Annotated in this window: 17 protein-coding genes; 8 read left to right on the plus strand and 9 right to left on the minus strand. The window is 53.0% G+C overall.

Annotation, left to right across the window (positions count from 1 at the left end; genetic code table 11):
• The 5 genes from HJG40_RS01465 to HJG40_RS01485 all read left to right on the plus strand — a co-directional run.
• Positions 1 to 1,416 (plus strand): Do family serine endopeptidase (locus HJG40_RS01465; protein ID WP_226856818.1); only part of this gene is annotated, 1,416 nt, incomplete at its 5' end.
• A gap of 27 nt (positions 1,417 to 1,443) precedes the next feature.
• The gene (locus tag HJG40_RS01470) at positions 1,444 to 2,613 is read left to right on the plus strand and encodes a D-alanyl-D-alanine carboxypeptidase family protein (RefSeq protein ID WP_215862557.1); all 1,170 of its coding nucleotides are present in this window, start codon (positions 1,444 to 1,446) and stop codon (positions 2,611 to 2,613) included.
• A 19-nt stretch (positions 2,614 to 2,632) separates the two neighbouring features.
• Positions 2,633 to 3,901: a Tol-Pal system beta propeller repeat protein TolB gene (gene tolB, locus HJG40_RS01475; RefSeq protein WP_215862558.1), complete on the plus strand. Its 1,269-nt coding sequence runs from the start codon at positions 2,633 to 2,635 to the stop codon at positions 3,899 to 3,901.
• Positions 3,902 to 4,113: 212 nt separating this feature from the next.
• Positions 4,114 to 5,031, plus strand: a complete 918-nt coding sequence (locus tag HJG40_RS01480) for an extracellular solute-binding protein (RefSeq protein WP_215862559.1) — start codon at positions 4,114 to 4,116, stop codon at positions 5,029 to 5,031.
• A gap of 189 nt (positions 5,032 to 5,220) precedes the next feature.
• Positions 5,221 to 6,546 (plus strand): OprD family outer membrane porin, encoded by a 1,326-nt coding sequence (locus HJG40_RS01485; RefSeq protein ID WP_215862560.1) that lies wholly within the window; start codon positions 5,221 to 5,223, stop codon positions 6,544 to 6,546.
• 462 nt (positions 6,547 to 7,008) lie between these two features.
• On the opposite strand, the gene HJG40_RS01490 is transcribed toward HJG40_RS01485, so the two are convergent.
• From HJG40_RS01490 to HJG40_RS01500, 3 genes are all read right to left on the minus strand, one after another.
• A complete protein-coding gene (locus HJG40_RS01490) occupies positions 7,009 to 7,275 on the minus strand; it encodes a hypothetical protein (protein WP_215862561.1) in 267 nt (88 codons plus the stop codon).
• Positions 7,276 to 7,455: 180 nt separating this feature from the next.
• Entirely contained in the window at positions 7,456 to 8,757 is a 1,302-nt protein-coding gene (locus HJG40_RS01495) for an OprD family outer membrane porin (RefSeq protein WP_215862562.1), read from the minus strand.
• Positions 8,758 to 8,812: 55 nt separating this feature from the next.
• Positions 8,813 to 10,000: a TDT family transporter gene (locus HJG40_RS01500; RefSeq protein WP_215862563.1), complete on the minus strand. Its 1,188-nt coding sequence runs from the start codon at positions 9,998 to 10,000 to the stop codon at positions 8,813 to 8,815.
• Positions 10,001 to 10,122: 122 nt separating this feature from the next.
• Here HJG40_RS01500 and HJG40_RS01505 point away from each other — a divergent pair, with 122 nt between their 5' ends.
• On the plus strand, positions 10,123 to 11,019 hold the full coding sequence (locus tag HJG40_RS01505; RefSeq protein ID WP_215862564.1) for a LysR family transcriptional regulator: 897 nt from the start codon (positions 10,123 to 10,125) through the stop codon (positions 11,017 to 11,019).
• 7 nt (positions 11,020 to 11,026) lie between these two features.
• Here the strand turns inward: HJG40_RS01505 and HJG40_RS01510 are convergent, their stop codons facing one another.
• The 6 genes from HJG40_RS01510 to HJG40_RS01530 form a co-directional block, all read right to left on the minus strand.
• Positions 11,027 to 11,482, minus strand: coding sequence for a DUF3617 domain-containing protein (locus HJG40_RS01510; protein WP_215862565.1), 456 nt, complete (start codon positions 11,480 to 11,482; stop codon positions 11,027 to 11,029).
• A gap of 113 nt (positions 11,483 to 11,595) precedes the next feature.
• Positions 11,596 to 11,724, minus strand: a complete 129-nt coding sequence (locus HJG40_RS15200; protein WP_254892803.1) for a hypothetical protein — start codon at positions 11,722 to 11,724, stop codon at positions 11,596 to 11,598.
• Between the two features lie 10 nt (positions 11,725 to 11,734).
• Positions 11,735 to 14,200, minus strand: coding sequence for a penicillin-binding protein 1A (locus HJG40_RS01515; RefSeq protein ID WP_226856820.1), 2,466 nt, complete (start codon positions 14,198 to 14,200; stop codon positions 11,735 to 11,737).
• 64 nt (positions 14,201 to 14,264) lie between these two features.
• Positions 14,265 to 15,434, minus strand: a complete 1,170-nt coding sequence (locus HJG40_RS01520) for a D-alanyl-D-alanine carboxypeptidase family protein (RefSeq protein WP_215862567.1) — start codon at positions 15,432 to 15,434, stop codon at positions 14,265 to 14,267.
• A gap of 105 nt (positions 15,435 to 15,539) precedes the next feature.
• The gene (gene pgi / locus HJG40_RS01525) at positions 15,540 to 17,162 is read right to left on the minus strand and encodes a glucose-6-phosphate isomerase (protein ID WP_215862568.1); all 1,623 of its coding nucleotides are present in this window, start codon (positions 17,160 to 17,162) and stop codon (positions 15,540 to 15,542) included.
• Between the two features lie 292 nt (positions 17,163 to 17,454).
• A complete protein-coding gene (locus HJG40_RS01530; protein WP_215862569.1) occupies positions 17,455 to 21,120 on the minus strand; it encodes a bifunctional diguanylate cyclase/phosphodiesterase in 3,666 nt (1,221 codons plus the stop codon).
• A gap of 359 nt (positions 21,121 to 21,479) precedes the next feature.
• Here HJG40_RS01530 and HJG40_RS01535 point away from each other — a divergent pair, with 359 nt between their 5' ends.
• Complete coding sequence (locus HJG40_RS01535; protein WP_215862570.1) at positions 21,480 to 22,946, plus strand: cytochrome ubiquinol oxidase subunit I; 1,467 nt, start codon at positions 21,480 to 21,482, stop codon at positions 22,944 to 22,946.
• 67 nt (positions 22,947 to 23,013) lie between these two features.
• Positions 23,014 to 23,245: cytochrome d ubiquinol oxidase subunit II (locus HJG40_RS01540; protein WP_215862571.1), on the plus strand; the 232-nt coding region annotated here is incomplete at its 3' end.

The following is a 23,245-nucleotide window of genomic DNA, read 5'->3' on the forward strand; positions in this document are numbered from 1 at the left end:
TGGGCTTTTGCTGCGGATAGTCAGACGAGCTCACCCGCCACAATGGCCAAAGCTGCGCCGGCAAAAACAGACAGCATGCCGCAAAAACTGGTGGATCTTCCCGACTTCACCCCCATTGTCAATAAGTATGGGAATGCCATCGTTAAAATTGATGACTCCGACACCAAAATCGTTCGGGGAGGGGCGGGAAACACTACCGATCCGTTTCCCAGAAACTCGCCTTTCTACCAGTTTTTCCAGGGATTTTCCGGAGCCAACCCGCCCCAGAAAGAAAAAATGGAGGCCCTGGGTTCTGGATTCATCATTTCCCACAACGGCTATATTGTGACGGCAGGGCATGTGGTGCGGGGCATGCATCATATTATTGTGACACTCACCAACCATCATGCTTATCCTGCCAAGGTGGTAGGTCTATCGGTACGATATGATACGGCACTGCTGAAAATTGATGCTCACAACCTGCCCACGGTAGAACTGGGCAATTCCCGCAATCTTAAAGTAGGCCAGTGGTTACTCGCGATTGGCATGCCTTTTGGCTTTTACAATACGGTCACCCAGGGTGTAGTCAGCGCCTTGAATCGCCCGCTGCCCCATGATGATGAATATATTCCTTTCATTCAGAGTGATGTTCCCATCAATCCCGGCAACTCGGGTGGGCCTATTTTCAACATGGAAGGCCAGGTCGTCGGTATTAATGATCAGATCTATACCAACGATGGTGGCTACATGGGTCTCTCCTTCAGCATTCCCATCAATACGGCGATGCGCGCGGTACACGCCTTCGAAGAGCACAAAAAGCTTCGCTTTGGCTGGCTTGGAGTAGACGTTCAGGAAGTAAATCCGCAAATGGCCAAGGCACTCCATCTGAAAGAACCGGTCGGGGCACTGGTTGCCTCGGTCAGCCCCCATGAAGCGGCCGCCAAGGCGGGCCTGAAGCCGGGTGACGTCATTGTGACCTACAACCATGAGGCCGTTTATAGCGTCGGACAACTGCCGCCCCTCGTCGGCGATACCCCGCCGGGTACTACAGTACCCATGGGCATTTTGCATAACGGCAAACCGGAAACCCTGCAGGTCACCATTGGCACCATGCCCGCCAAAATGCGCCATGTTGAAGCCGAAAAAACGGCAGACATCCGCCGTCTCGGGCTGCGCGTCACCACCCTCGGTCAGGCAACCCAAAAGCGCCTGGGTATTCATCACGGAGTGGAAATTGAAAGCATTTATCCCGGCCCCGCCGCGCAAATGGGATTGACCGATGGTATGGTCATTCAGCAAATTGACCAGCAGAAAGTGAACAGTCCGGGTCAACTGCAGCTAATTGTCCACAAACTGCCGGCCCACACACCGATTCCTTTGCTGATTCGCCAGGGTCATCAAAGCCTCTATGTGGTGATCACACTCCCTGCACACTAAAAATTAACCATCGTATAAGGAAGTCGCATGCGCTACAAAAAGTACCTGCAGCACAAATCCCGTTTCATTTTGCTTGCTGCCCTCGCCACCTTGATGACGGGTGGCACAGCCTTTGCGGGCAGCAACCTGTTGATGCCCCCACCGCCACCCATACCGGATGCCAAAAGCTATGTGCTGATGGATTTCCAAACGGGCCAGATTATTGCGGAAAAAGACGCCAATCTGCAGTTACCCCCCGCCAGTCTGACCAAATTGATGACGGCTTATCTGACTTACGGAGCGCTGGCCAACGGAACCCTGCACTGGCATCAGCGCATTCATGTCAGCCGGGTAGCCTGGCACACGGGCGGGTCGAGCATGTTCATTCAGCCCAACCTCCCCGTTACCGTAGATCAACTGATGCATGGATTGATTATTGACTCGGGCAACGACGCGGCGGTGGCACTGGCCCAGGCTGTGGCAGGCAGTCGCGCCAGTTTTGTGGACGAAATGAATGCCACCGCGACCAAACTGGGCTTACCCGGTGCACATTATGGTGACGTGGATGGACTCCCAACCCCAGATCTGCATCTTTCCGCCCTGGATATTGCGATGATTTCCCGGGATCTGATTGCCAAATATCCCCAGGTCATCCACATTTCCAAAATCAAATATTATCGCTATAACAACATCAAGCAACGCAGCTGGAATCCGGCCCTGTTCGGACATCCTGACATTGACGGCCTGAAAACCGGACACACCAACGCTGCCGGGCACTGCATGGATACCACGGCAGTACGCAATGGCCGCCGTCTGATTGCCGTAGTCATGGGTGCTCCCAACTGGTCCAGCGGGGTCAACGATGTCGTCGCGCTGCTGGATTATGGTTATCGCTTCACCACGAATCACACCGTAACCAAGGCCGGAACCGTAGTAGGCACCTACAGCGATACCAGTCTGGATCCCGACAAACTCCCCGTGACAGTCGCCCGAAACGTGGACGTTATGATTCCCACCGGCGCTGAAAAAGACCTGAAAACCCAGGTGACTTATCAGAAAATTGGCAGCAAAGGTATTGCCAAAGGCCAGAAGCTTGGTGAGATGACCGTGTCCCTGAATGGCAAAGTGCTGGGGAAAACCGATCTGGTTGCAGCCGATGCCGCCAAACCCGCAGGCACCTTTGGCAGCTTGTGGAACCGCGTCAAACAATCCTTATAGCAAAAACCAGGAGCCTTCCATGCAATGGCCTATTCGTCGCATCACCCTGCTCATGGCTCTGAGTGCCCTGCCGTTAAGCGCCAGCGCCCTCACCGTCAACATCAGCAAAGCCGTCAGCAGTTCGGCGCCCGTCGCGGTTCCGGCCTTTGGATCCGGACCTGCTGGACAGCCGGATATTGCCAGCATTGTGCGCTATGACTTGCAGCACAGCGGCTATTTTTCGGTCATCAACCCCACCCTTTATCCGGACGACCCGCATTCTGCTGCCGCTATCAACGTCACCCAGTGGGAAAAAACCGGAGCATTAGCCATGGTAGTCGGTAAAGTTCATCCTACCAGCAGCGGATATGTGGTAGATGCAGACGCCGTCAGTCTGATTACCCAAAAAATGCTGGCCGGGCGGCGCTACGTCAGTGACGCGGAAGGCTACCACATGGTCGGCCAGGAAATTGCCGATCTGCTGTATCAGCAGATCACCGGTGAACCGGGTCCTTTTGCCAGCCATATTACCTATGTGAATCAACAGGGAAGCCACTATGACCTGGACATTGCCCAGTCGGATGGCTGGAATCCGCACAGCATTTTACGGGGTAAAATTCCGATTATTTCTCCGGCATGGTCCCCCCGGGGGCGACAACTGGCTTATGTGACCTACCGGCATCGGCACTCGGTGATCTACCTTCAGAATCTTGCCAACGGTCAGCGTCATCAGGTTCCCGATCAGGGCACGGCGCTCAGCGCTCCGGCCTTTTCGCCCAATGGTCAGTATCTGGCGTTTGCCAAGGTCTGGGAGCGCGGCCGCACCGAATTGCTGCGTGAAAATCTGCAAACGGGTCATGAACAGGTACTGACCCGCACCGGAACCGTCAACACCAGCCCCAGTTGGTCACCCGGTGGCCATCATCTGGTTTTCGTGTCCAACCGTCAGGGTAGCGCCCAGATTTATCAGATGCAGGCCAACGGCAGCCACATTCAGCGCCTGAGCTATTCCGGAGGCTACAATGTCTCGCCCTCTTACGCCCCGGATGGTCGCTGGATTGCCTATGTGCATGCTTATCGTGGCGTGCTTTCCCTGGCGGAAATGCGGCCCGATGGCAGTGGCGTGCAGGTGCTTTACGACGGTGGCAACTGCGAGCATCCCAGCTTTGCCAGTGATGGTCGCATGATTGTTTTTGCCACCCATCGTGGTGGTCAGAAGGTATTGGGTGAAGTAGCCATCAACGGCAAAGGCCTGCATTTTTTGCCTATTGCCGGGCAAAGTAATGAACCGGCCTGGGCTCCGCACTGAGCACCTGCGGCTTCAGGCGCGGGTTCAGAGGCCAATAGTAGATGGCAGCAATCACGCACTGCGCCGCTTCGGAATGCTGCGGATTGATCAACACGTTCGGGGTCTCGGACTGCAGCTGACAGCGCGGCAGAGGCATTTTTGATGAGGTGCTTGACAGATGTCTTGGGTGTCGTTATATATGATCGTATATATTCGAAAGGAGAACACCCACAATGAAATCACGCAACACCGCTGTTCATCTCATCGCCACCGCCACCCTGATGACCCTGCCGGCCATCGCCAGCGCCCAGGATTTTCGCGTCGCCTATGCCGGCTCCATGGGAGCCGTCATGGATTTGCACCTGGGGCCAGCCTTTGCCAAAGCGCAAAAGGTCAACTATCAAGGAGAAGGACAAGGGGCCTATGGTCTGGCGCATCTCATTGCCGGACACAAACTGCGCACCGATGTGTTTGTTTCCATCACTCCCGGACCCATTGAAGTCCTCATGAAAGCCGGTCTGGTCAAGGAAGCCTATCCCGTAGCCAGCACCGCCATGTGCATTGCCTATAGTCCCAACAGCCCCTATGCCAAGGATTTTGAAAAGGCGGCTGCGGGTAAAATGCCCTGGTACAAGGTACTGCAAATGCCGGGCGTGCGTTTTGGCCGTACTGACCCCAAAACCGATCCGCAGGGGCAGAATATTATTTTCACCTTCATGCTGGCAGAAAAGTATTACCATCAGCCGGATCTGGTCAAAAACATACTTGGCTCCGTCGAGAACCAGCAGCAGATTTTCACCGAGGCCTCTCTGCTCGCCCGCCTCAAAAGTGGTCAGATGGCGGCTTCTTCGGGTTACTTAAGCGCCGTCAAATCCCTGCATCTGCCCTACATTACCCTGCCCGATCAAATCAATCTCAGCGATCCGGCCCTGTCCAAGGACTGGTACAGCAAGGTTCATTTTACCCTGAATGTGGATGGCAAACCCAAAACCGTCCACACCCAGCCGCTGGTGTTTTATGCGGCAGTGCCTACCGATGCACCTGATCCTAAACTGGGCAAGGCGTTCATCCATTTCATGACCAGCCCCCAGGGTCAGGCCATGTTCAAGGAAACCGGATACGGTGAACCGAAAGGCCCTGTCCTGAAGTAAGGTTTTTCCGCACCTGTTCGTTTTCTGCTGCGGGCCGGACATGGTGCATGTCCGGCTTGCTGCATTACCAACACTTTCCCCATGGATTGGTTGTCTGTTCGTGTCACTATTTTCAACGCCCTTAAGCGCCATTCGCTATATATTAAAAAACCTATCGCATTTAACCATCGCTATATTTGGAGTTCTTTCATGAAAAAAATGCTCGTAACTGCCATGACTGCCGCCAGCATACTGAGCGGCGTCCATGCTCAGGCTGACACCCTGGGCCAGTTTTTTGCAAAAAGCAAAATCGACGGACAAATTCGCTCTTATTACTTCAGCCGTCTGTACGGCACAGCGGATAAGCCCAACGCTTATGCTTACTCTCTAGCGGGACGGATCAATGTTTTAACCGCTCCCTTTTTATCGGGATTCCGGATAGGGGTCAGTTTTTATACGGCCAACGCCATGGGTACCCTCGCCAGCAATCCTGACCGGGTCGATAAAACTCTGATGGGCGACAGTCCCTCCATCAACGCGCTTGGACAAGCCTATCTGGAATATCAGGATCACTGGATCACTGCCAAGGTCGGCAATCAACTGGTTGACACGCCCTGGCTGAATCGGGTTGGGGGCCGCGTCATTCCCGTCACCTATCAGGGCGTTACCCTGGAGGCACATCCCGTTCGCGGACTGACCCTCAGTGCCCTGCGGATTTTCCGCTGGAAAGATCGTACCAATGATCAGTTTACCCGCGACAATCTTTACTATTACGGGCCCAGTTTTGGGGATTATTTGTATGGTGGCCCTAATGTCCTGCCCGAAAGCTATACCGCAGCCAGCAATGACGCTTTGGCCTTTGGTGCCAGATACCACTGGCATACAGCCAAAACTGACGCCTGGTTTTATCAGCTTGATCAGTTTGCCAACATGTTCTACTGGAGCGGCCACTACGCCCTACCGACATCCTTCGTCCTCAAGCCTTTTGTGGACGCCCAGTTCACCCGGGAATGGGGCGCCGGAGAAGCCTTTGCCAGCACTGGAACCACACTGCTCGGTCAATCCGGGCAAGGCGTCAACAGTACCAACTGGGGGATCAAAACCGGCGTCAGCTTTCCCCACGGAAGCTTATGGTGGGCCTATGACGCTACCGAATTACACGCTCACGCCCTCGGTGGTGGAGCCATTATCTCCCCCTACACGGTCGGTTATACGGCGGACCCACTGTATGTGGACAGCATGATTCAGGGTCTGGTGGGTGTCGGACCCGGACATGGTTGGCGAGTCCGCGCCGCTTACTGGGTTTTGCCCAAAGAGGTACAACTCACCGCTGGCTATTCGCAGTTTAGCACCTACTTTTCCGGCAATAGCAACTGGACCCACTTCAACGTCAGCTATTTTCCGCAGGGCTTGTTCAAAGGATTGTGCTTACGCGATCAGGTGGAGGTCGGCAATGGCGGCGTGCAGGGATTATTCCCCGGCTCGCCCCAGCACTCCTTCGTTTATAATCGGGTGATGTTTACCTATAAATTTTAACGGCGGTATAATCACCGCTTAGGAATGGCTAAGGCAATAGATGTGAATAAAAAACTCGCCATTGCAGAGAATCCGTAACAGCGGTTGCAGGGTGATCGGACAGTGACACGCCCTGCTCCGCCGTACGGTGGATCGCTTAAAACAGTCGCTTCAAGGTTTTTCGATATTGACTTCACTGGCTTTGATTGCCACGAAAACTTCGTCACCCTCTTCGAGTTTTAAGACGTTCGACGCTCCGTGTGGTAATTAACATCCAAATTGAATGAATGCCTCCTAAGTAAGTGTCGTAGATATTTATAAAGGTGTGCAATAGAAAACGGCGTACTTGTGTCAAACAGTACTAGCAACCCCCTCTCTTTGATATTGAATCTCTTTGGGTTTGATTTTCCGCTGCTTGCAGCGACATCTAGCAAATAGCGGCTGAGGAAATACCCCGCAGCTTGCTGCGGGGATTTTTATTTATCAAGAGGATTTGTGTTGAGGTTTTGTTACTATGGTGACTTTCTTTGAAGAAGACGATACATCTGGTTTCCCTTTTTTTGGAGTCACCGATTTTTTCTCAGCCATCAGTTCCTTCGAGTAAGATTGGGCTGACTGACAATACCCACAGTCATTCTGCTTTTGATAAGGGGTAGGAAAGGGAACACCGGTATTGGTGGTAATATCCGCCTGCGCAATACCACAAAAAACAACGGTTAGAATGGCTAAAGTTATAGAACTTCTTTTCATGATATCACCCCTTAATAGTAGATTTAACATAGTGACCAAAAGAGATTCCGCACTGAGGCGGATGCGTGGTTTTTCTAAAAAATGGCCCTGCCGAGGCAGAGCCAAACGCCCATCGTAAACGATGGGGAGGAGGTCGCCTTACACCGCAAATCAATATCACATTACTTTGCTTAAAGCCCTTCAAAAGGCATACTGCAACATCAAACGATCATCAATAAAGGTTCCCTGATAGTTCGCATAGGGGTTGCTATGCTCTATAGCCAGACGGTTACGCAGAGATAATCCCTTCCAGAATCCTCCCGGGGTATAGGTCACATCCAGATAATTGGCGTCCACTTTCGGCAGGTAGGGATGGGTACAATACATGCTGTAGGAATACTTGATCCGCAATTGCCGTATGGGATGGATTAAAAAACCGAACTTCCAGGCATGTCCTGCCGCAGAAGAAGAGACCAGCCCATAATCCATGATGCTGGTGTACAGTGGGTCGGCGCTGTACTGCTGGGTATAGGGGGAAACAAATCCGCCGTTATACAAAGTCCGTCCGCCCATGGAAAACGGACTGCGACTGGGAATCTCATCATAGGCCGCAAAAACCTGCCCAAAAGGTATTTGTAGACCGAGCATTCCACCAAATACGGTCGCGTTGACGGGACCCGCGTATTGCGCGCCGTCTGCCCATTCCCGCGCATACTGAAAATCGGCGAAGGGCTTCAAGCCATAGGGCAAGCCGGATAATCCATAATGGACGGTCCCGTAAAACAGATTAGCCAGGTCGTAAAACTTGTAGAACCAGGCGCTGGATTTCATGCCCTGCCAATGCGCCTTCGCGCCGAAAGCCAGTGTGCCATCCATATGATCCGACATATCAGGATAAATGGGATTTTGATTCAGCAGGGTCTCTCGATGGTAATCCCCCTGTATCCGGTTTTTAAAGCGAAATTCGCGAATCCCGATCAGTTGCAAATTGTGAATGGGGTTGACCTGCACGGTGACCGCCTGGAAGGTGCTTGGGATCATGAAAGCATCCGACGGATTCATCCAGGGGGTATGCAGCAACAGGTCTCCGGCTTTCACTTTCAGCCAGTGATCCTGATACTGCAAATAGGCTTGTCCCAGTACATTCAGACTGTCTTTTTCCCCCATCAACAGCGCATCCAGATGGGTATAACCGGGAGCATTCAGATCATTGGCACCCAGACTATTGGCCGTATAAAAAGCCACGCCGGCACTGAGACCATAGAGCGGCGCCGTTTGCACTTTCAACATACCGCCCAGTGAATAGGCATATTTATCGGGTAATGCGTTACCTCCATAAAGCTGATTGAAGTAGTATGAACGGATATTCCCGGTGACCTTGCTGGCCCCCAAAAACTGTTGAATCGTCTGGTAATGCTCCGCATGGGGTAAAGTATCGGCCTGGGCCAATAGGGGTCCCATGAGCAAAGCACCTGCAGCAGCAGCGATCATTGGATATTTCATGATTGATATCTCCTTTTATTTCGATAAAGCATCTGAACCATTACTTCAGATATTTCTAATCCCTCATTTCACCGAGGTCATTTTCCGTCAGACGCCGCGTACTTTGGGTAGCACACGACTCCGGTAATCCGGTTTCCGTAGAAAGGCAGGGCGCACGAAACAGACGGCCACTCCACATGCCCTTAAAGCTGCGCTGGGTCACAATCACCCAGAAAACGGCCAAAGCGACGGTAAACAAGGCTCCCAAGGGTAAAAAAACGCTCCAGTGGGTCTCCCGTGCAAGCAGGTAGGTGGCGGCGTTAAATACGCCCAATGGAAAGGTAAAACCCCACCAGCCCATATTAAAAGGCAGACCTTCGCCCAGATAACGCAGGGTAAAAAACACCGCCATCAGCAGCCACCACAACCCGAATCCCCAAAGAATCAACGCGACAAACAGGCCGGCCATGTAGCCAAAATTGCCCATGCCGGCAAGAGCGGTTCCCGCAAAGATTTTCTGATCAGCCAGCCCCAGAGTAATCATCGCCATGGCGCCGGTTCCCAAAGGTCCCAAAGGCAGCCAGGCAGACACCGCCATATCCTGATGGGGAAGCTTGTGCAGGGTCAGACGCAAAAGCAGAATGGCCAGAATCCCCATGGCCAGCAGTATTGATATGGCCCAGAGCAGATAACTCACATAAACCACGGAAACACCGAGAGAAGGTTGTAGATGTTGCGCCAGTAGCCCACCACTGGCCGCCGTCACTTCCGGGGGAACGATGGGCAACAACCAGGCTGCGGTCATTTTTTCAACACTGTGTTCCTGGGCGGTAAACATGAAAAAAGGCACCAACAACACCGAAAACACGGCCAGAGCCACATCTATCCACCACAAGATGGTAGTGATTTGCAGTGACCAGGCGGTGACCGGCCAGATAATGAGCATGCCGTTGACGATGGTGGCAAAGCCCATGGGAATGGCACCAATAAAAAGAGACTGTACCGGATGTTGAAAAAGGCGGCGAAAGCTGGCCGGATAAAACGCCGCTCGCCCCAGAAACAGCAGGGCAAACAGTGCGAAAAACAACACGTTAATGGTCCATAGACCCTGTGCAAAGATTTTCTGACCCCATTCGCCATAGGGAAACTCGGCAATCATCAGCGCCAGAATACCCGTACCCATATTGGCGGCGAACCAGTTGGGGGTGAAATGACGGATGATTTGCCGGGGATCATTCCCCGGAACTTCAGCAAGGATTTTCATGACGATTTTCCCGATGCAATTGAATTTGTATTCAGCTTGCACCTGGACAGGATATTCATCTAATGCTAATTTTTTATTGTTTAAATAAACACAGGTAATTTCTTAATCACTGGAGCCTGCTCATGCTGCATCAGCGTATTGATCCGGTTTTGTTGCTGGTCTGGGCCCAGGCGGCACGCCATGGCAATCTCCATGCAGCGGCAGACAGCTTGTTCATGACCCAGCCCGCCGTCTCTCACCGCCTCAAAAACCTCCAGGAAATTGTCGGGGAACCGCTCTATCAACGGAATCGCCACGGTATCACCCCTACGGCCATGGGGATGGCGCTGTTACGTATCGCCGAACAAATCGAAAATGCCCTGGAAGACGCCCGCAATCTCTGTCAGGACACCGAAAAAATGCTGCGTGGTTCGCTATCTATTCTCGCCAGCCACAGCAATGCGGAAACCTTGTTGCCGCAGGCTATTGCCCGGTTCCAGCAGCAATATCCGGGGGTGTCCCTGCGCCTGGTAGCCACCAACAGCCGCGCCGCCAGGGCCATGCGCGATCAGGCTGATCTGGTTTTTGTAGAGGATGATCTGGCCTCGCCTGCACAGACCGAGTGGGTTCAGGAAACCCTCCGGGAAACCACTATTGTCCTGCTGGCACCAGAAAATCCGCACTGGCTGCAGTTGGCGCAAAAACCATTGCCTTTACAGGCGTTGGCGTCCACAGCACTGGTATGGAGAGAAGAAGGTTCAGGCATTCGCGAGCATGCTCTGCAAGCCCTGAAAGAGGCTGGAATTTATCCGGAAATTCGTTATGAGTTGAGTGGTCTCGCGGCGATTCGTGATGCTGTACGTTGTGGTTTGGGGGTGAGTTTTGTTTCAGCACTAAATGACAGTGGGGGACAACGTCCGGGGGTGATTACCCTGAATACGGAACCGCATATTCATCATCGCCTTTCGGTGTTATATCGCAAGGAAGCCAGCCACAGCAGCAGAGCTTTTCTGGATCTGCTGCGCCAGCCTTCTGTTTAACAACCGCTTATTTGACTTTTCCACAGTGCGCACTGAGGTAAGTGCCCTGCATTTGCATATCAGTCACTGTTTCGTAATGAGCCTCGCTATGCACAATAGCGGTAATGACCCAGTGCGAGTTCAGATGATGGGGGCTGGTCTGAAACCAACCTACCTGGGTCATGGAGGCCCCCGGTGCCTGACAGTGAAATGTCCATTGGGTTTTGCCATCGGGCAACACTTTATGGCTGCCGGTACAGCGATCACTCCCTGCTGGCAGAAAAACCGATTCCGGTTTTTGATGGGCTTTCACGCAAATCTGCATACTGCGTTCCATGGGTGTACTGACTGGCGGCGAAGAGACTTTTGTCGTCCCGGAAACATGCATCACCCAGAGCCCCGGCTGCATGGGCGCATCGGCAGCCAGGGCAGAAATGGAACTGGCTCCAACCAGTAATAAAATGGCAATTCCTAAACGGCGCATAAGGCTTCCTTTGATAATATCTGCAGACTCAAAAAATTTTCTGAACGGCCAGAAATGTAACACAAATAGGAGTAGCTACGATATTAAGAACACCTCTGCGTAACGACCTTTACCTAATGGGAAATGACCTTTAAGGTGCGCTGGTCAGGATGATCGGGATGCTGCACCAGCCAGTGGTGACTGACTTCAAAGGCTCCCCAGAAACACAGGGCGATAATTATCAGGGCCAACCACTGCTTCATTCTCCGTCTCCTAGAAAATATGCATCAATGCGTGAATAAAACTTTGGGTTTCCGCACTGACCTTGGGTTTGGGCTTGGGTGGCAGGTAACCGGATAAAAAATAGCCGATGGGATATTGATGCCCCGGATCGCCCTGCGGCGCAAGGTCACCTGTTTTGGGGTTATAACGTGCCGTCACCACATCCGGTGGTTGGAAGAAACCCACATCCGGATACTGCGCCAGCGCCGTATGCATATACCGAATCCAGATAGGCAAGGCCTGGCGAGCACCCGCCGCCCAGGTTCCCATGGATTGATTATTGTCATACCCCACCCAGACAGATGTTGTAATATTGGGATTAAAGCCATTGAACCAGGCATTGTCTTCGTGATTGGTTGTGCCGGTTTTACCTGCAAGATCATGGCGATGGAGAATTTGCGCAGCGACCCCGGTCCCCACCCGGATGACCCTCTCCATCATTCGCGTCATCAGAAAAGCCACTCCCGGCGGAATCACGGTTTGTCCGGATGGCGGTCGATAGCCTAAAGGACAACCCAGCAGCGAAACCGTCGTGCCGTGCGCAGTGACAATTTTACGAATCAAATAGGGATGGGGCAGAAAACCCCCGCTGGAAAACACGGCGTAGCCGCGCGCGATTTGCAGGGGGGTAAAGTCTCCGGACCCCAATACCATGGAGGGTGAGGCGGGAATCTGTTTTGCCGGAATACCAAAACGCTCCACATAGCGCTTGGCGTAGGGAATGCCGACATGCATCAACAGGCGAACACTCGGCACATTATGGGAATCCGCCAGATCCTCCCAAACTGGAAAGGGAATATTCGAAAAAGTACGACTGTAGTTGGTCGGCGCATAAACCTGTCCGTTACCGAGATGAATCACCAGCGGCGTGTCGGCAATGAGGGAAACAGGGGTAAGATAATGTTTGCGCCCGCTGGCCAAATAGGTCGATGCGTCCATGGCCGAAGAATACACAAACGGTTTGAACCCCGATCCCGGCTGCCGGAAGGCATAAAGAGCCCGGTCAAAATGGCTCAGTTCATAGCTAAAGCCCCCCGATAAAGCCAGGATGGCCCCTGAGCGACTGGCCAGCGACACCAGGGCACCCTGCACATGAGGAATCTGCGCCAACTGCCAACCACCATGAGGAATATTGTGCCAAACCTTGGTACCCCAGACCGGGTTGCCCGTTCCTGAGGTGGCTGCAACCACATAGCGTCTTAGCCAGATCAAATCACCGGGTTGCAGCACCTGATTGACGGCGGTGGGTGGATTACCCTTGGGAGCGGAACGTGCCCAGGCGACGTCGCGCAAGCTCAGATGCACCAAATGACGGCCTTGGAAGGAAACCGTCGCCATTTCCGGAGTGGATTTGACCACGACCCCCCAATGCAAATTGGCCGGGTCGTGATGGGGCAACTGGCTGGGCCGCTGTCCCTGTAGCGCGGCTTCCATGGCTGCCGTCGACAACTGGGCTATGGGACCATGCCAGGCCTTGGGATCCATGCTGTCCAGACCCATACCGTAGTTTTCCAGACCGACGGCAATATCCCGATCAGCCGCGCGCTGGTCGGTGGGGTTGATGCTGGTGTAAACCCGCAGACCACTGCGGTAGGTAAAATCAGCCCCAAAATGTTTTTCCAGCCAGTTACGAATCCAGTCAGTGGCATAGGGGGCAATGTTGCTGGCCGGAGCGTGATAATGGGCTTTGATAGGTTCAGCCAGAGCCGCTTCTTCCTGCGCCTTGGTGATGTATCCGTAATGCGCCATGTGCCGCAATACATAATCGCGACGGGTTTTTGCCGAAGCGGATGAGGCAATCGGATTAAAATCCGAAGGTGCCGCTGGCAGACCCGCCAAAGTCGCCATTTCGCCAATAGTCAGTTGGTTGACGGTTTTGCCGTAGTAAGTTTCCGCCGCTGCCTGTACCCCGTACGCCCCCTCGCCCAGATAAATCTTGTTGAGGTACAAATCCAGAATTTGCGGACGATGCAGACGTGCGCCCAGTTTATAAGCCAGCAGAATTTCCGCGACCTTGCGGGTAATGGTTTTTTTGGGGGTCAAATAAAAATTGCGGGCCACCTGTTCGGTGATGGTGCTGGCCCCCTGCACGGGAGCCATATGCACCAGATCCACAAATGCTGCGCGGATAATGCCCGGAAAGCTGACCGGATAATAAATCGGATTATGACTATAGAATTTTGAATTTTCGGCGGAAATAAAAGCATCTTGCAGCGTCTTGGGAATTTGCTTCAGGGGCAGGGCATAGCGCAGTTGCGGACCGACCACCTGCAGCAGGTGGTCATTATCCGCATAAATGCGTAACGGCTCCTGAGGATGCCAGTTTTCGAGTTGCACGACGGGTGGCAATTCCTGCCATATCCGCCAGGTCCAAACCCCGACCCCAACCACAATATTCAGGGCAACCAGCAGGAGAACGACAAGCGTCCAGAAAACCCAGCGGCGCCGGGAAGACATTCCACGCGCAGCCAAAATCAGCCCCTGATCCGCAGGGCTATAAAGCAGGTGCTCTTGTTACCAGTCATAACCATGACTCACCCTCGTGAATCAGGCGGGTAAACCAGCCCGCTGGCTTCACAGCACTTCGGGTTTGAACAGGAACCGTTTTCAGGACATGACCGTGCCAGGAAATTTGCAGGGTACCAATTCCAGCCCCCGCTGCGAGGGGGGCCTTCAGGTTGGGAGTTGGTACAAAGCGGGTTTGCAACTGGGTTTTCTGCTGCTTGGGTTCGGAAACCACGACCGGCCCTGCCGTCACACCCTGCACCGACGCCGGGCTCCAGTCACCGTTATGCATTTTGGCAACGGTTGCCCCCGCCTTGTAGAGAGATACATTATGCCAGCCGTTCCAGCCATAGTGGAGCAAGGCGCTGGCATCACTACCTGCAGCACTGCGTGAGGGCGCACCCAAAACAACGGCTACCAATGTACGACCATCCCGGGTTGCGCTGACCGCCAGATTCCAGCTGTTTTTACCCGCCAAACCCACTCCCAGGCCATTCACGCCATCCTGTCCAGCCAACGGATTGTAGTTGTATTGGGTGATGTGGTTATAGGTATAGGAAACCTTGCCGGCAACCTGCATCACTTGCGGATAACTTTGAATCAAACGCGCTGACAAACGGGCAAGGTCCAGCGCGGTGCTGGTTTGTCCCGGCTGTGGAAGACCATCGGGATTGGTGAAATGGGTGTGCTGCAATCCCATGGCCGCTGCGTCATGGTTCATCAAATCCACAAAACCGCCAACGCTACCAGCCACCGTCTCGGCAATGGCAATGGCGGCATCATTCCCGCCGTCAATCAGGAGTCCATGGGTGAGCTGCGTCATGGTCACTGGCATTCCCGGCTGAATAAACATGCGGGAACCCTGGGCATGCCAGGCGTCATTGGACACATGTACATTTTCGCCTGGCTGCACCAGACCCTGCTTTTCCGCCTGATACATCAGGTAGGCGGTCATCAGCTTGACCAATCCCGAAGGATTAACCGGCTTTTCATCATTTTCGGCCATCAGAATCTGATCGCTGTTGATGTCCAGCAAAACGGCAGACTGAATACCGGTCAATTGTGGCGCCGGCATGGGTGGTGGCGGCGGCAAAGTAGGCATGGGGGGTAGAGGCGGAACGGCCGCACAGGCGACGCTCCCCCAGCAAAATACGGCCGTAATGGCCAGAACAATGGGCAGTTTCATGTTGTTGGGCGGCTCTTCAATCCGGCTAATAATTCCTCATTGGAAAACCATAGCCGGGTAAAAGTTCCCGCCCCGTTGCATGAGACCCGGTCAATCCCGAAAAATCTAGTGCCCACGTCGCCGCAAATAGCGTTCCAGCAGGGTCGATGTGGACCCATCATGGGGGTGCCGGGTTTGACCCTGCATATCAGAAACAATACGCTGCGCCAGCACCTTACCCAATTCCACACCCCACTGATCAAACGAGTCAATGCCCCAGATGATCCCCTGAGTGAATACGCTGTGTTCATACAAAGCCACCAGTGTACCCAGACTATGCGGGCTCAGGGCATCCACAAGCAGTACGCTACTCGGACGGTTTCCGGCAAACGTGCGGAAGGGAACTTGCGCTTCGGAAACATCCTCAGCCCGCAATTCCTCCGCCGTTTTGCCAAAAGCCAAAGCCTCTGCCTGGGCAATCAGATTCGCCATCAACAATTCATGCTGTTCTGCTGAAGCACTGAGGGGGTGACAAAAGCCTATGAAATCGCAGGGAATCAATCGCGTACCCTGATGAATCAGCTGATAAAAAGAATGTTGCCCATCTGTTCCCGGCTCGCCCCAGATAATGGGACCACTATCTACGGACAGCAGTTGCCCGGCTTCATTGACACTTTTACCATTACTTTCCATTTGTAACTGCTGTAAATAGGCCGGAAAACGCGCCAGATCATAAGCATAGGGTAAAATAGCCTGGGTTTGCGCTCCCCAGAAATTGTTGTACCAGATGGATATAAGGCCCAGTAACACCGGCAGATTCTGTTCCAGCGGCGCGTTCTGGAAATGCATATCCATGGCATGAAAACCGGCGAGCATTTCCTGAAAATGCTGCACCCCAACGCCGAGCATGGTGGACAAGCCAATCGCTGAATCCATGGAATAACGGCCCCCCACCCAGTCCCAGAAACCGAACATATGTTCAGTATCCATACCAAAGGCCTTGACGGCTTCAGCATTGGTAGAAACCGCCACAAAATGCCGGGATACTGCGTCTTCACCCAAAGCAGCGGTAATCCAGTGCCGGGCGGCATGGGCATTGGTCATGGTTTCCAGCGTGGTAAACGTCTTGGATGAAATAATGAACAGGGTTTCTGCAGGATCCAGATGCGCCGTCACATCGCTGAGCGTCGCGCCATCCACATTAGCCACAAAATGTAGATGAACATCGGTATGCCGGTAGGCACGCAGGGCTTTCCAGGCCATTTCCGGACCCAGGTAAGAACCGCCAATACCAATGTTCACAATCTGACGAATCGGCTGACCAGTGGCCCCCCGCCAGGACTGTTCATGAATGGCCCGGGTAAAACGTGCCATTTGCTCCAGCACCTGATGCACTTCAGGGACAACGTCCACCCCCCCGGTGCGCATAACCGTACCCTGGGGTGCCCGCAAAGCAGCATGAAATGCGGCCCTACCCTCGGTATGGTTGATTTTTTCCCCGGCAAACATGGCGTCGCGGCGCGCTTCCAGATCACGACTGCGGGCAAGATCAAAAAGCAGATTCAGGGTTTCCCGACGCAGCAAATGTTTGGAGTAATCCAGATAAATCCCGCAGGCTTCTGCCGAAAAATGCCCGGCACGATGGGGGTCCTCCCGAAAAAGCTGACGCAGAGTGACATCTTCCCAGCTCTTGCGGTGCGCCTGTAAATGTTGCCATGCGGGTGAAGTGGTCAGAGGGGCTGCAGACATGAGGCGACTCCTTGGTCAAAGCAAGCAGGATGATTTTGCACAATTCATTTACTTGAAGAGTAGGCCATGCCCTCAATTTCCCGCAAGCATTAATCCTGAAAACGGCGGTGGGCCTGGGGGCTTTGCCGCGACTTTGGCCCGCGCCGTTGTTGTTCTTGGTGAAATCCTGCGCCCGTCAGGAGAGCTGTCTGAGCCCAAAGGGTGAGTTCTCTCCTGACAGCAGGATGAACCTTAGAACAACAGGCAAGGGACGTTGGCGCAAAAAGCCCCCAGGCCCACTGCCGTTTTCAGGTTAATGGCTTTGCTTCTGCCAGGCTTCGCGGAGCAAGCGCAAAAAACTTTCCTCAGTCTGATTCAGGGCAACCCAGTCCGCCTGATCCCGATCCACTGCCAATTGCCTGAGCAAGCTGCCCAACTCGCGATGATAAAGTTGATGTTGGCGCATCAGCAAATCTTGATTTGTTGGCTCCAGACTTTGGAGATAAGCATGAATGGGACAGGATTTGTCATCGCTGAGGGTTTCTGCGTGCATCAAGTGTGGGTTTTGGCAGGCCATTTTAGTCAAAAGGTTGTGATTGGCCATTTGGGCCGCATAAATTCCCAGAAGGGTCGAAGGATGCGTGCGCACCGGCTGCTTGCGTCGCAACCAGGTACGCAGCCGACTGATGGACATGGGACGAGCAATATGCCTACCTTGCAGCAGAGGAATATTGAGGGTCATCATCGCATCAAGAATCGCTTCGTTTTCGACGCCTTCCACTACCAGATCCACCTCTAATCCCTGGGCCAGATCGCGCACTGCCAACACGAAATGTAAATCATCCGGGCGTTGCGCCAGAGTGCGCACGAACCCTTGGTCCAGCTTGATTTCGTCTACTGGCAACTCTTTCAGACGCAATAGGGAGGCGTAGGCACTGCCCACATCATCCAGGGCCAGACGGACACCTAATGCGCGAATCTGGCGCAACAATTCCAGGGCGGAATTGCGTTCAAGGAAATCTGTCCCTTCAAGGATTTCGAGAATAATACGGGCCGGATTAAGGCCACTATTGAGAATAATCTGACGGATTTGGCGAATACAAGGCTTGGTGAGTGATTGCGGATCAATATTCACAGAGACCCATAAGCCATCCCCAGCCTCACCAAGACTGTTCAGGTCTTCCAGAGATTGGGCCAGCATACGTTGGGTCAGATGACACAAATGGCTGCCCCGCAGTTGGGGCAGAAAATCCCGGGGCGTTAATATGCTACCATCCTCCGCTTGCAAGCGGGCCAATGATTCCATACCGGCAACCCGGCTCGACTGGGTATCCCAAACCGGCTGATACAACACCAGAAGCTGCCCGCTCGCGAGGAGCCGCTGGGCGAGTGGCGCACGCTCCAGAGCAGTACTGGGTTCGTGCAGGATCCAGCAGGCATCTCGTTCATTTTTATTGTTTTTACTTTCATAAAGGGCGCGGTCCGCCTGGCGGAGCAACTCTTCTGGGCTCAGCATTTTTTCTGCGCCCGTGTAGACACTCACCCCAATGCTCAATCCGACGCGGACACTCTGACCATTCTCCAGTTGAATGGGCGAGGTCATCGCATGCTCAATTTTACGCAATATCTGATAAAGGTCGTCCTGATTTTGCACGGACTCCAGCAAAATCACGAATTCGTCACCACCAAAGCGACCAACCATGTCATTTTTTCGCAAAACTTCCGCCAAACGATGTCCCAAGCTCACCAGAACCTGATCACCCGCTTCGTGCCCAAACGCATCATTGATCGGCTTGAAGCGGTCAAGATCCAACATACAAACGGCCAGCACATGATCCTGACGCTGCTGGCGAGCCATCGCCTGTTCCAATTGGCTTTCCAGCAGACGCCGATTCGCAAGACCCGTCAGTGGATCGTAAAAAGCCACTTTTTCCAGCTTTTGTCGGGCTTCTTCAATTTGCATTTTTTCTTCGGCCAGTTTTTGCTTCAGAACCAGCTCGTCCAGCCCATGGCCGACCAAGCGTGCTACCTGGCTTAGGACATCACAAATGTCATCTGAAAACATTTGCGGCCGATCACCAATAACCGCCAGAATCGCCCAGCGTTCTCCGCCATGTTCAATAGGCAAGGCAGCAGCCGCACGCCAACCATATTCCAGAGCCTGAGCACGCCAGGGTTGAATGAGCGGATCCACCAGGTAATCCTGCTGAACCACTAGGGCATCCGCTCGCCACGCCCGGGCCCCGACCGTTTGCCCCTCGGGCAAGTCTGCAGACACCGGCCAACGTCTTTTCAGGGCATTAGAAGCACTCCAGCCCGCGTAGGCCAAGGCGTCCATACAGCCGTCTGCGGCAGGTCGTGCAATCCAGGTGGCAATAAAGATGCCGCTGTCAATCAGCTGCTGACAACTCTTTTGCAAGAGCCCTTGCATATCTTCAGCCGCCAGGGTCACCTCACCGGCCCGCAGTAGCGCCTGCTGTAAAGCGCGGGTTCGCTGCAGAGAAAAATAATCATGCTGACGCTGGAGAAAATCCTGCAGATCTGCAGCCACCTGACGCAATATTTCGGTCACCTGGTCCGGGAAACCTGCCCCCTGAGCGCGCTGCAAAGTGATATGGCCAAGCCGACCATCGGGCCAGGTAAAGTCCTGGGTTATGCTATTGCCTAATTGGTGGCTCTTACTGAAATCCCCCCAGGTTTTCCAAAGCCGTACCTTGTCACGCGCCTCGTCGACCAAGTCTGGGGCCTGTTCCAATACAGTCCGGAAGGTGCTTGCAAGCGGGCCAGCTACTGCACAAAGCACCGCCGTATCCAAGGCGTTGCCATCTTTGACAATCCATACCAGAGGCAACTCCAGTTGTCTCTGCAGGATTTCACAGAAGCCCTGAAAAATCAGATTTTCATCCTGGCCGACGTTCTCCGAAAATAATCGATTAACGGCACTTACTGCACCGATAACCAGTCCTCTCACCAGCAATTCTTTCTGACTCTGCCGTAAAGCCAGGGTGCGTTCTTCGACGCGACGCTCTAACCATCTATTCCCATGGCGCAGGGCCTCTCTGTGGCGCGCAGACTCAGCCATCATTGCAGATGCAAACAGAACAACGCTGATCATGCCCATTCCCATAATTTGTAAAACAGCCATGGGGTGTAGAGGCATAGTCGCACTGAATGGCCCCAGGCCACGGGCGGTACCGGCAATGGCAATCAAAAACAAGAGCAGCACCAAACGTGAAACCGCATCGACAGGAAATCGTGTCAGCGCCCAAAGTATGGGCAAAAGCAGTAAAAACACCAATCCGACAATGCCTGTAAATTCTGCATATCGATGCCAGAAAAGCATTGTGGTAGCAGCAACAGCAAAGCCCGAAAAAAACCAGAACCAAGCCCCACCAGAAACAAGTTCACGCCAGCGCTGGCCTTTCTGCCAAGATAGCAAATTACTGGTCACCAGCAAGACACCAAAGCTCACGCCGCTACCATTGCTGAGCATATCAAAAGGAATTGCAGAGGATGTCCACGATATGGACGTTTGTTGCCAGACGGTCCCCCATAGTCCGGCCATTACGCCATTTAACACACCAGGAAAAATCATAAATGAGAGCAAATCATTGCGATACCTCAACGAGTTCCAGTCAGCAGTCCATCGATACATCAGGCGCACCGAGATCCATGCCGAAAGCAGTTCTCCAGCTGCCAATCCAAAAGCGTTGAATGGACTGTAACCCAAAGACCAGCCACCGAGAAAACCACCTAACAATAAGCCGGGCCATAAGCCGTTGCCCCTGCGCATCACCAGAAAAACATACAGACCAGAGCTCACCCAAACCGACAAATACCAATGTTGCGCCGGGTCAGGGATCAATATGCCAGCAAACTGATTCAAGAGTACCAACCCTGCAAGGACTGTGATCTGATCCAGCAGATACGGATAGAGACGCGACCTGGCGCTCCTGGAAATCCAATGACCTAAAGGCATATATGGCGCTGCTTCAGCACGATGTTCTCCCCAACTTCGAGTAATGGGCAACATTGAAATTATTCATTTCTGTTTCTTTGGGACTGTAACAATTTGAAGTAAAAAACTCATTATTTTTGTTGAACTGCAGCACTGACAAGAACAATAATAATCTAAGCGGGTATTTTTATACTGGGTTATTTTATGGCATTCGGTTCATTTAAACCACCCTGTTATGGTTGTTATGCACATAATGACCGCCCGCTATATTACAAGACGCTGATAAAGCAGGCGTTCACAGCTGACCAGACCATGGCACGGCATTTGCTGAAGGTGAACCAGTAGTCAGCAACAGCATAATAAGCTAAGGGAGTATCACCATGGTTATCGAAAATTCATTACCGGTGCTTTTGAGCCGTCTGGATTTTGCCTGGATCACCTCCATGCACATTCTCTGGACGCCAATGACCATCGGCATGTCCTGGCTGCTCTTTTTTATGGAGCTTGCCTGGTTAAAAAGCGGTGATGAGCGCTGGTACAAGCTCAATCGTTTTTTTGAAAAAATCTTCATCATCAATTTTGGCGCAGGTGTCGCCACCGGCGTCACCATGGAAATGGCCTTTGGTATTCTTTATGGCCCTTTCTCTCAGGCTGTAGGCCCTTTCTTCGGCAACATTCTTGGCTTCGAAACGATCACCGCATTCATGTATGAAGCCGGCTTCATCGGCCTGATGGTGTTTGGTTGGGGCAAAATCAGCAAGGGCATGCATTTATTTGCCACTTTAAACGTTGGCATTTCTTCCAGCTTGTCCGCCATGTGGATTCTGGTGGCCAACTCCTGGATGCAGACGCCTAACGGCGTTGTGCTGAAAGATGGATTATTTCAGGTCAGCAACTGGTGGCATGCCATTCTCAATGACAATTTTATCTGGGGCTTTCCCCATATGTGGGTCGCCACTGTAGAACTGGCATTGTTTGTATTCGCATCGGTCAGCGCCTGGTTTATCCTCAAAAACCGTCATGCCGATCTTTTCATCAAAATTCTGAAGCCCACTTTGCTGGCGCTGCTCATTGTCACTCCTCTACAGATTTTTATCGGTGACAGTGTCGGTCAAGACGTTGCAAAAACTCAGCCCACTTCTTTGGCTGCCATGGAAGGACACTTCCACACCTACCTGCCGAATGGAAAACCTAATACCAACTGGAACCTCATTGCCATTCCAGACGTACAGGCCGGGAAAAATCTGTTCGCCATTCAAATTCCGCATGTACTGAGTCTCCTGGAAACCCATACCTGGAGCAGCCCGGTACAAGGCATGGATGAATTTCCGGTGAACGAACGCCCCGATGTATGGGTACCTTTCTATGCCTTCCGGACTATGGTGGCCATCGGTTTCTTCCTGTTTTTTGTCGCTCTTTGGGGCAACTGGTTGCGCGTGCGTGGCAAAATGAACGCCCTGGAATTACGCAAAAATCCCTGGTTTCTGCGTGCGGTGGTGTTCTCGGGCTTCCTCCCTTATCTGGCCATTTGGACGGGTTGGTGGGTTCGGGAAATCGGTCGTCAGCCCTGGGTGGTATTCGGCATGATGCGGACCTATGAAGGGGTCAGCAACATGGGTGTGACTCAGGAAATTGTCTGGTTTGTCGGTTATATCATTTTTGAACTGGTGGTCTGGTCCGGCGCCTGGTACTTCTTCAGTCGCGTCATCCAGAAGGGTGTTGATGACATTCCACACTCCGACACCTTGTTTCAACATCACAGTGAAGATCATGATGCTGCGCAAGCGGGAGGCGGGCATGTTGCACCGACTTTCGCCCACAAGCCCATGATGCACTCAGACCGTTAATAGAACCGGATCAGAAGGAGGAATTCGTTCCTCCTTCCTTAATGAATAAGTCACCGGAGTAAATAGCATGGAACTTAGTTCAGATATTGTTCGTATCGTATCTGCCCTCTCCACCTGGTGGTGGATGATACTTGGGCTGATGTTTTTGTTATATATCGCTTTGGACGGGGCTGATCTCGGCGCCGGTATTTTTGCCTTGTTCTCCAAGGACGAAGAAGAGCGTGGTGCCATCATGGCATCCATGGCGGGCTTCTGGGATGGCAACGAGACCTGGCTGGTAGTTGCTGGCGGGGTATTGT

Origin of the sequence: Acidithiobacillus concretivorus (assembly GCF_018853445.1) — a bacterium.
Classification (GTDB): domain Bacteria; phylum Pseudomonadota; class Gammaproteobacteria; order Acidithiobacillales; family Acidithiobacillaceae; genus Acidithiobacillus; species Acidithiobacillus concretivorus.

Coding starts and splice junctions, on each gene's coding strand:
- HJG40_RS01535 (WP_215862570.1), top strand. CDS start 21,480: ATGGTTATCGAAAATTCATTACCGGTGCTTTTGAGCCGTCTGGATTTT.
- HJG40_RS01530 (WP_215862569.1), bottom strand. CDS start 21,120: ATGCCTTTAGGTCATTGGATTTCCAGGAGCGCCAGGTCGCGTCTCTAT.
- HJG40_RS15200 (WP_254892803.1), bottom strand. CDS start 11,724: ATGAAGCAGTGGTTGGCCCTGATAATTATCGCCCTGTGTTTCTGGGGA.
- HJG40_RS01520 (WP_215862567.1), bottom strand. CDS start 15,434: ATGAAACTGCCCATTGTTCTGGCCATTACGGCCGTATTTTGCTGGGGG.
- HJG40_RS01485 (WP_215862560.1), top strand. CDS start 5,221: ATGAAAAAAATGCTCGTAACTGCCATGACTGCCGCCAGCATACTGAGC.
- HJG40_RS01505 (WP_215862564.1), top strand. CDS start 10,123: ATGCTGCATCAGCGTATTGATCCGGTTTTGTTGCTGGTCTGGGCCCAG.
- HJG40_RS01480 (WP_215862559.1), top strand. CDS start 4,114: ATGAAATCACGCAACACCGCTGTTCATCTCATCGCCACCGCCACCCTG.
- HJG40_RS01510 (WP_215862565.1), bottom strand. CDS start 11,482: ATGCGCCGTTTAGGAATTGCCATTTTATTACTGGTTGGAGCCAGTTCC.
- pgi (WP_215862568.1), bottom strand. CDS start 17,162: ATGTCTGCAGCCCCTCTGACCACTTCACCCGCATGGCAACATTTACAG.
- HJG40_RS01500 (WP_215862563.1), bottom strand. CDS start 10,000: ATGAAAATCCTTGCTGAAGTTCCGGGGAATGATCCCCGGCAAATCATC.
- HJG40_RS01470 (WP_215862557.1), top strand. CDS start 1,444: ATGCGCTACAAAAAGTACCTGCAGCACAAATCCCGTTTCATTTTGCTT.
- HJG40_RS01495 (WP_215862562.1), bottom strand. CDS start 8,757: ATGAAATATCCAATGATCGCTGCTGCTGCAGGTGCTTTGCTCATGGGA.
- tolB (WP_215862558.1), top strand. CDS start 2,633: ATGCAATGGCCTATTCGTCGCATCACCCTGCTCATGGCTCTGAGTGCC.
- HJG40_RS01490 (WP_215862561.1), bottom strand. CDS start 7,275: ATGAAAAGAAGTTCTATAACTTTAGCCATTCTAACCGTTGTTTTTTGT.
- HJG40_RS01515 (WP_226856820.1), bottom strand. CDS start 14,200: ATGTCTTCCCGGCGCCGCTGGGTTTTCTGGACGCTTGTCGTTCTCCTG.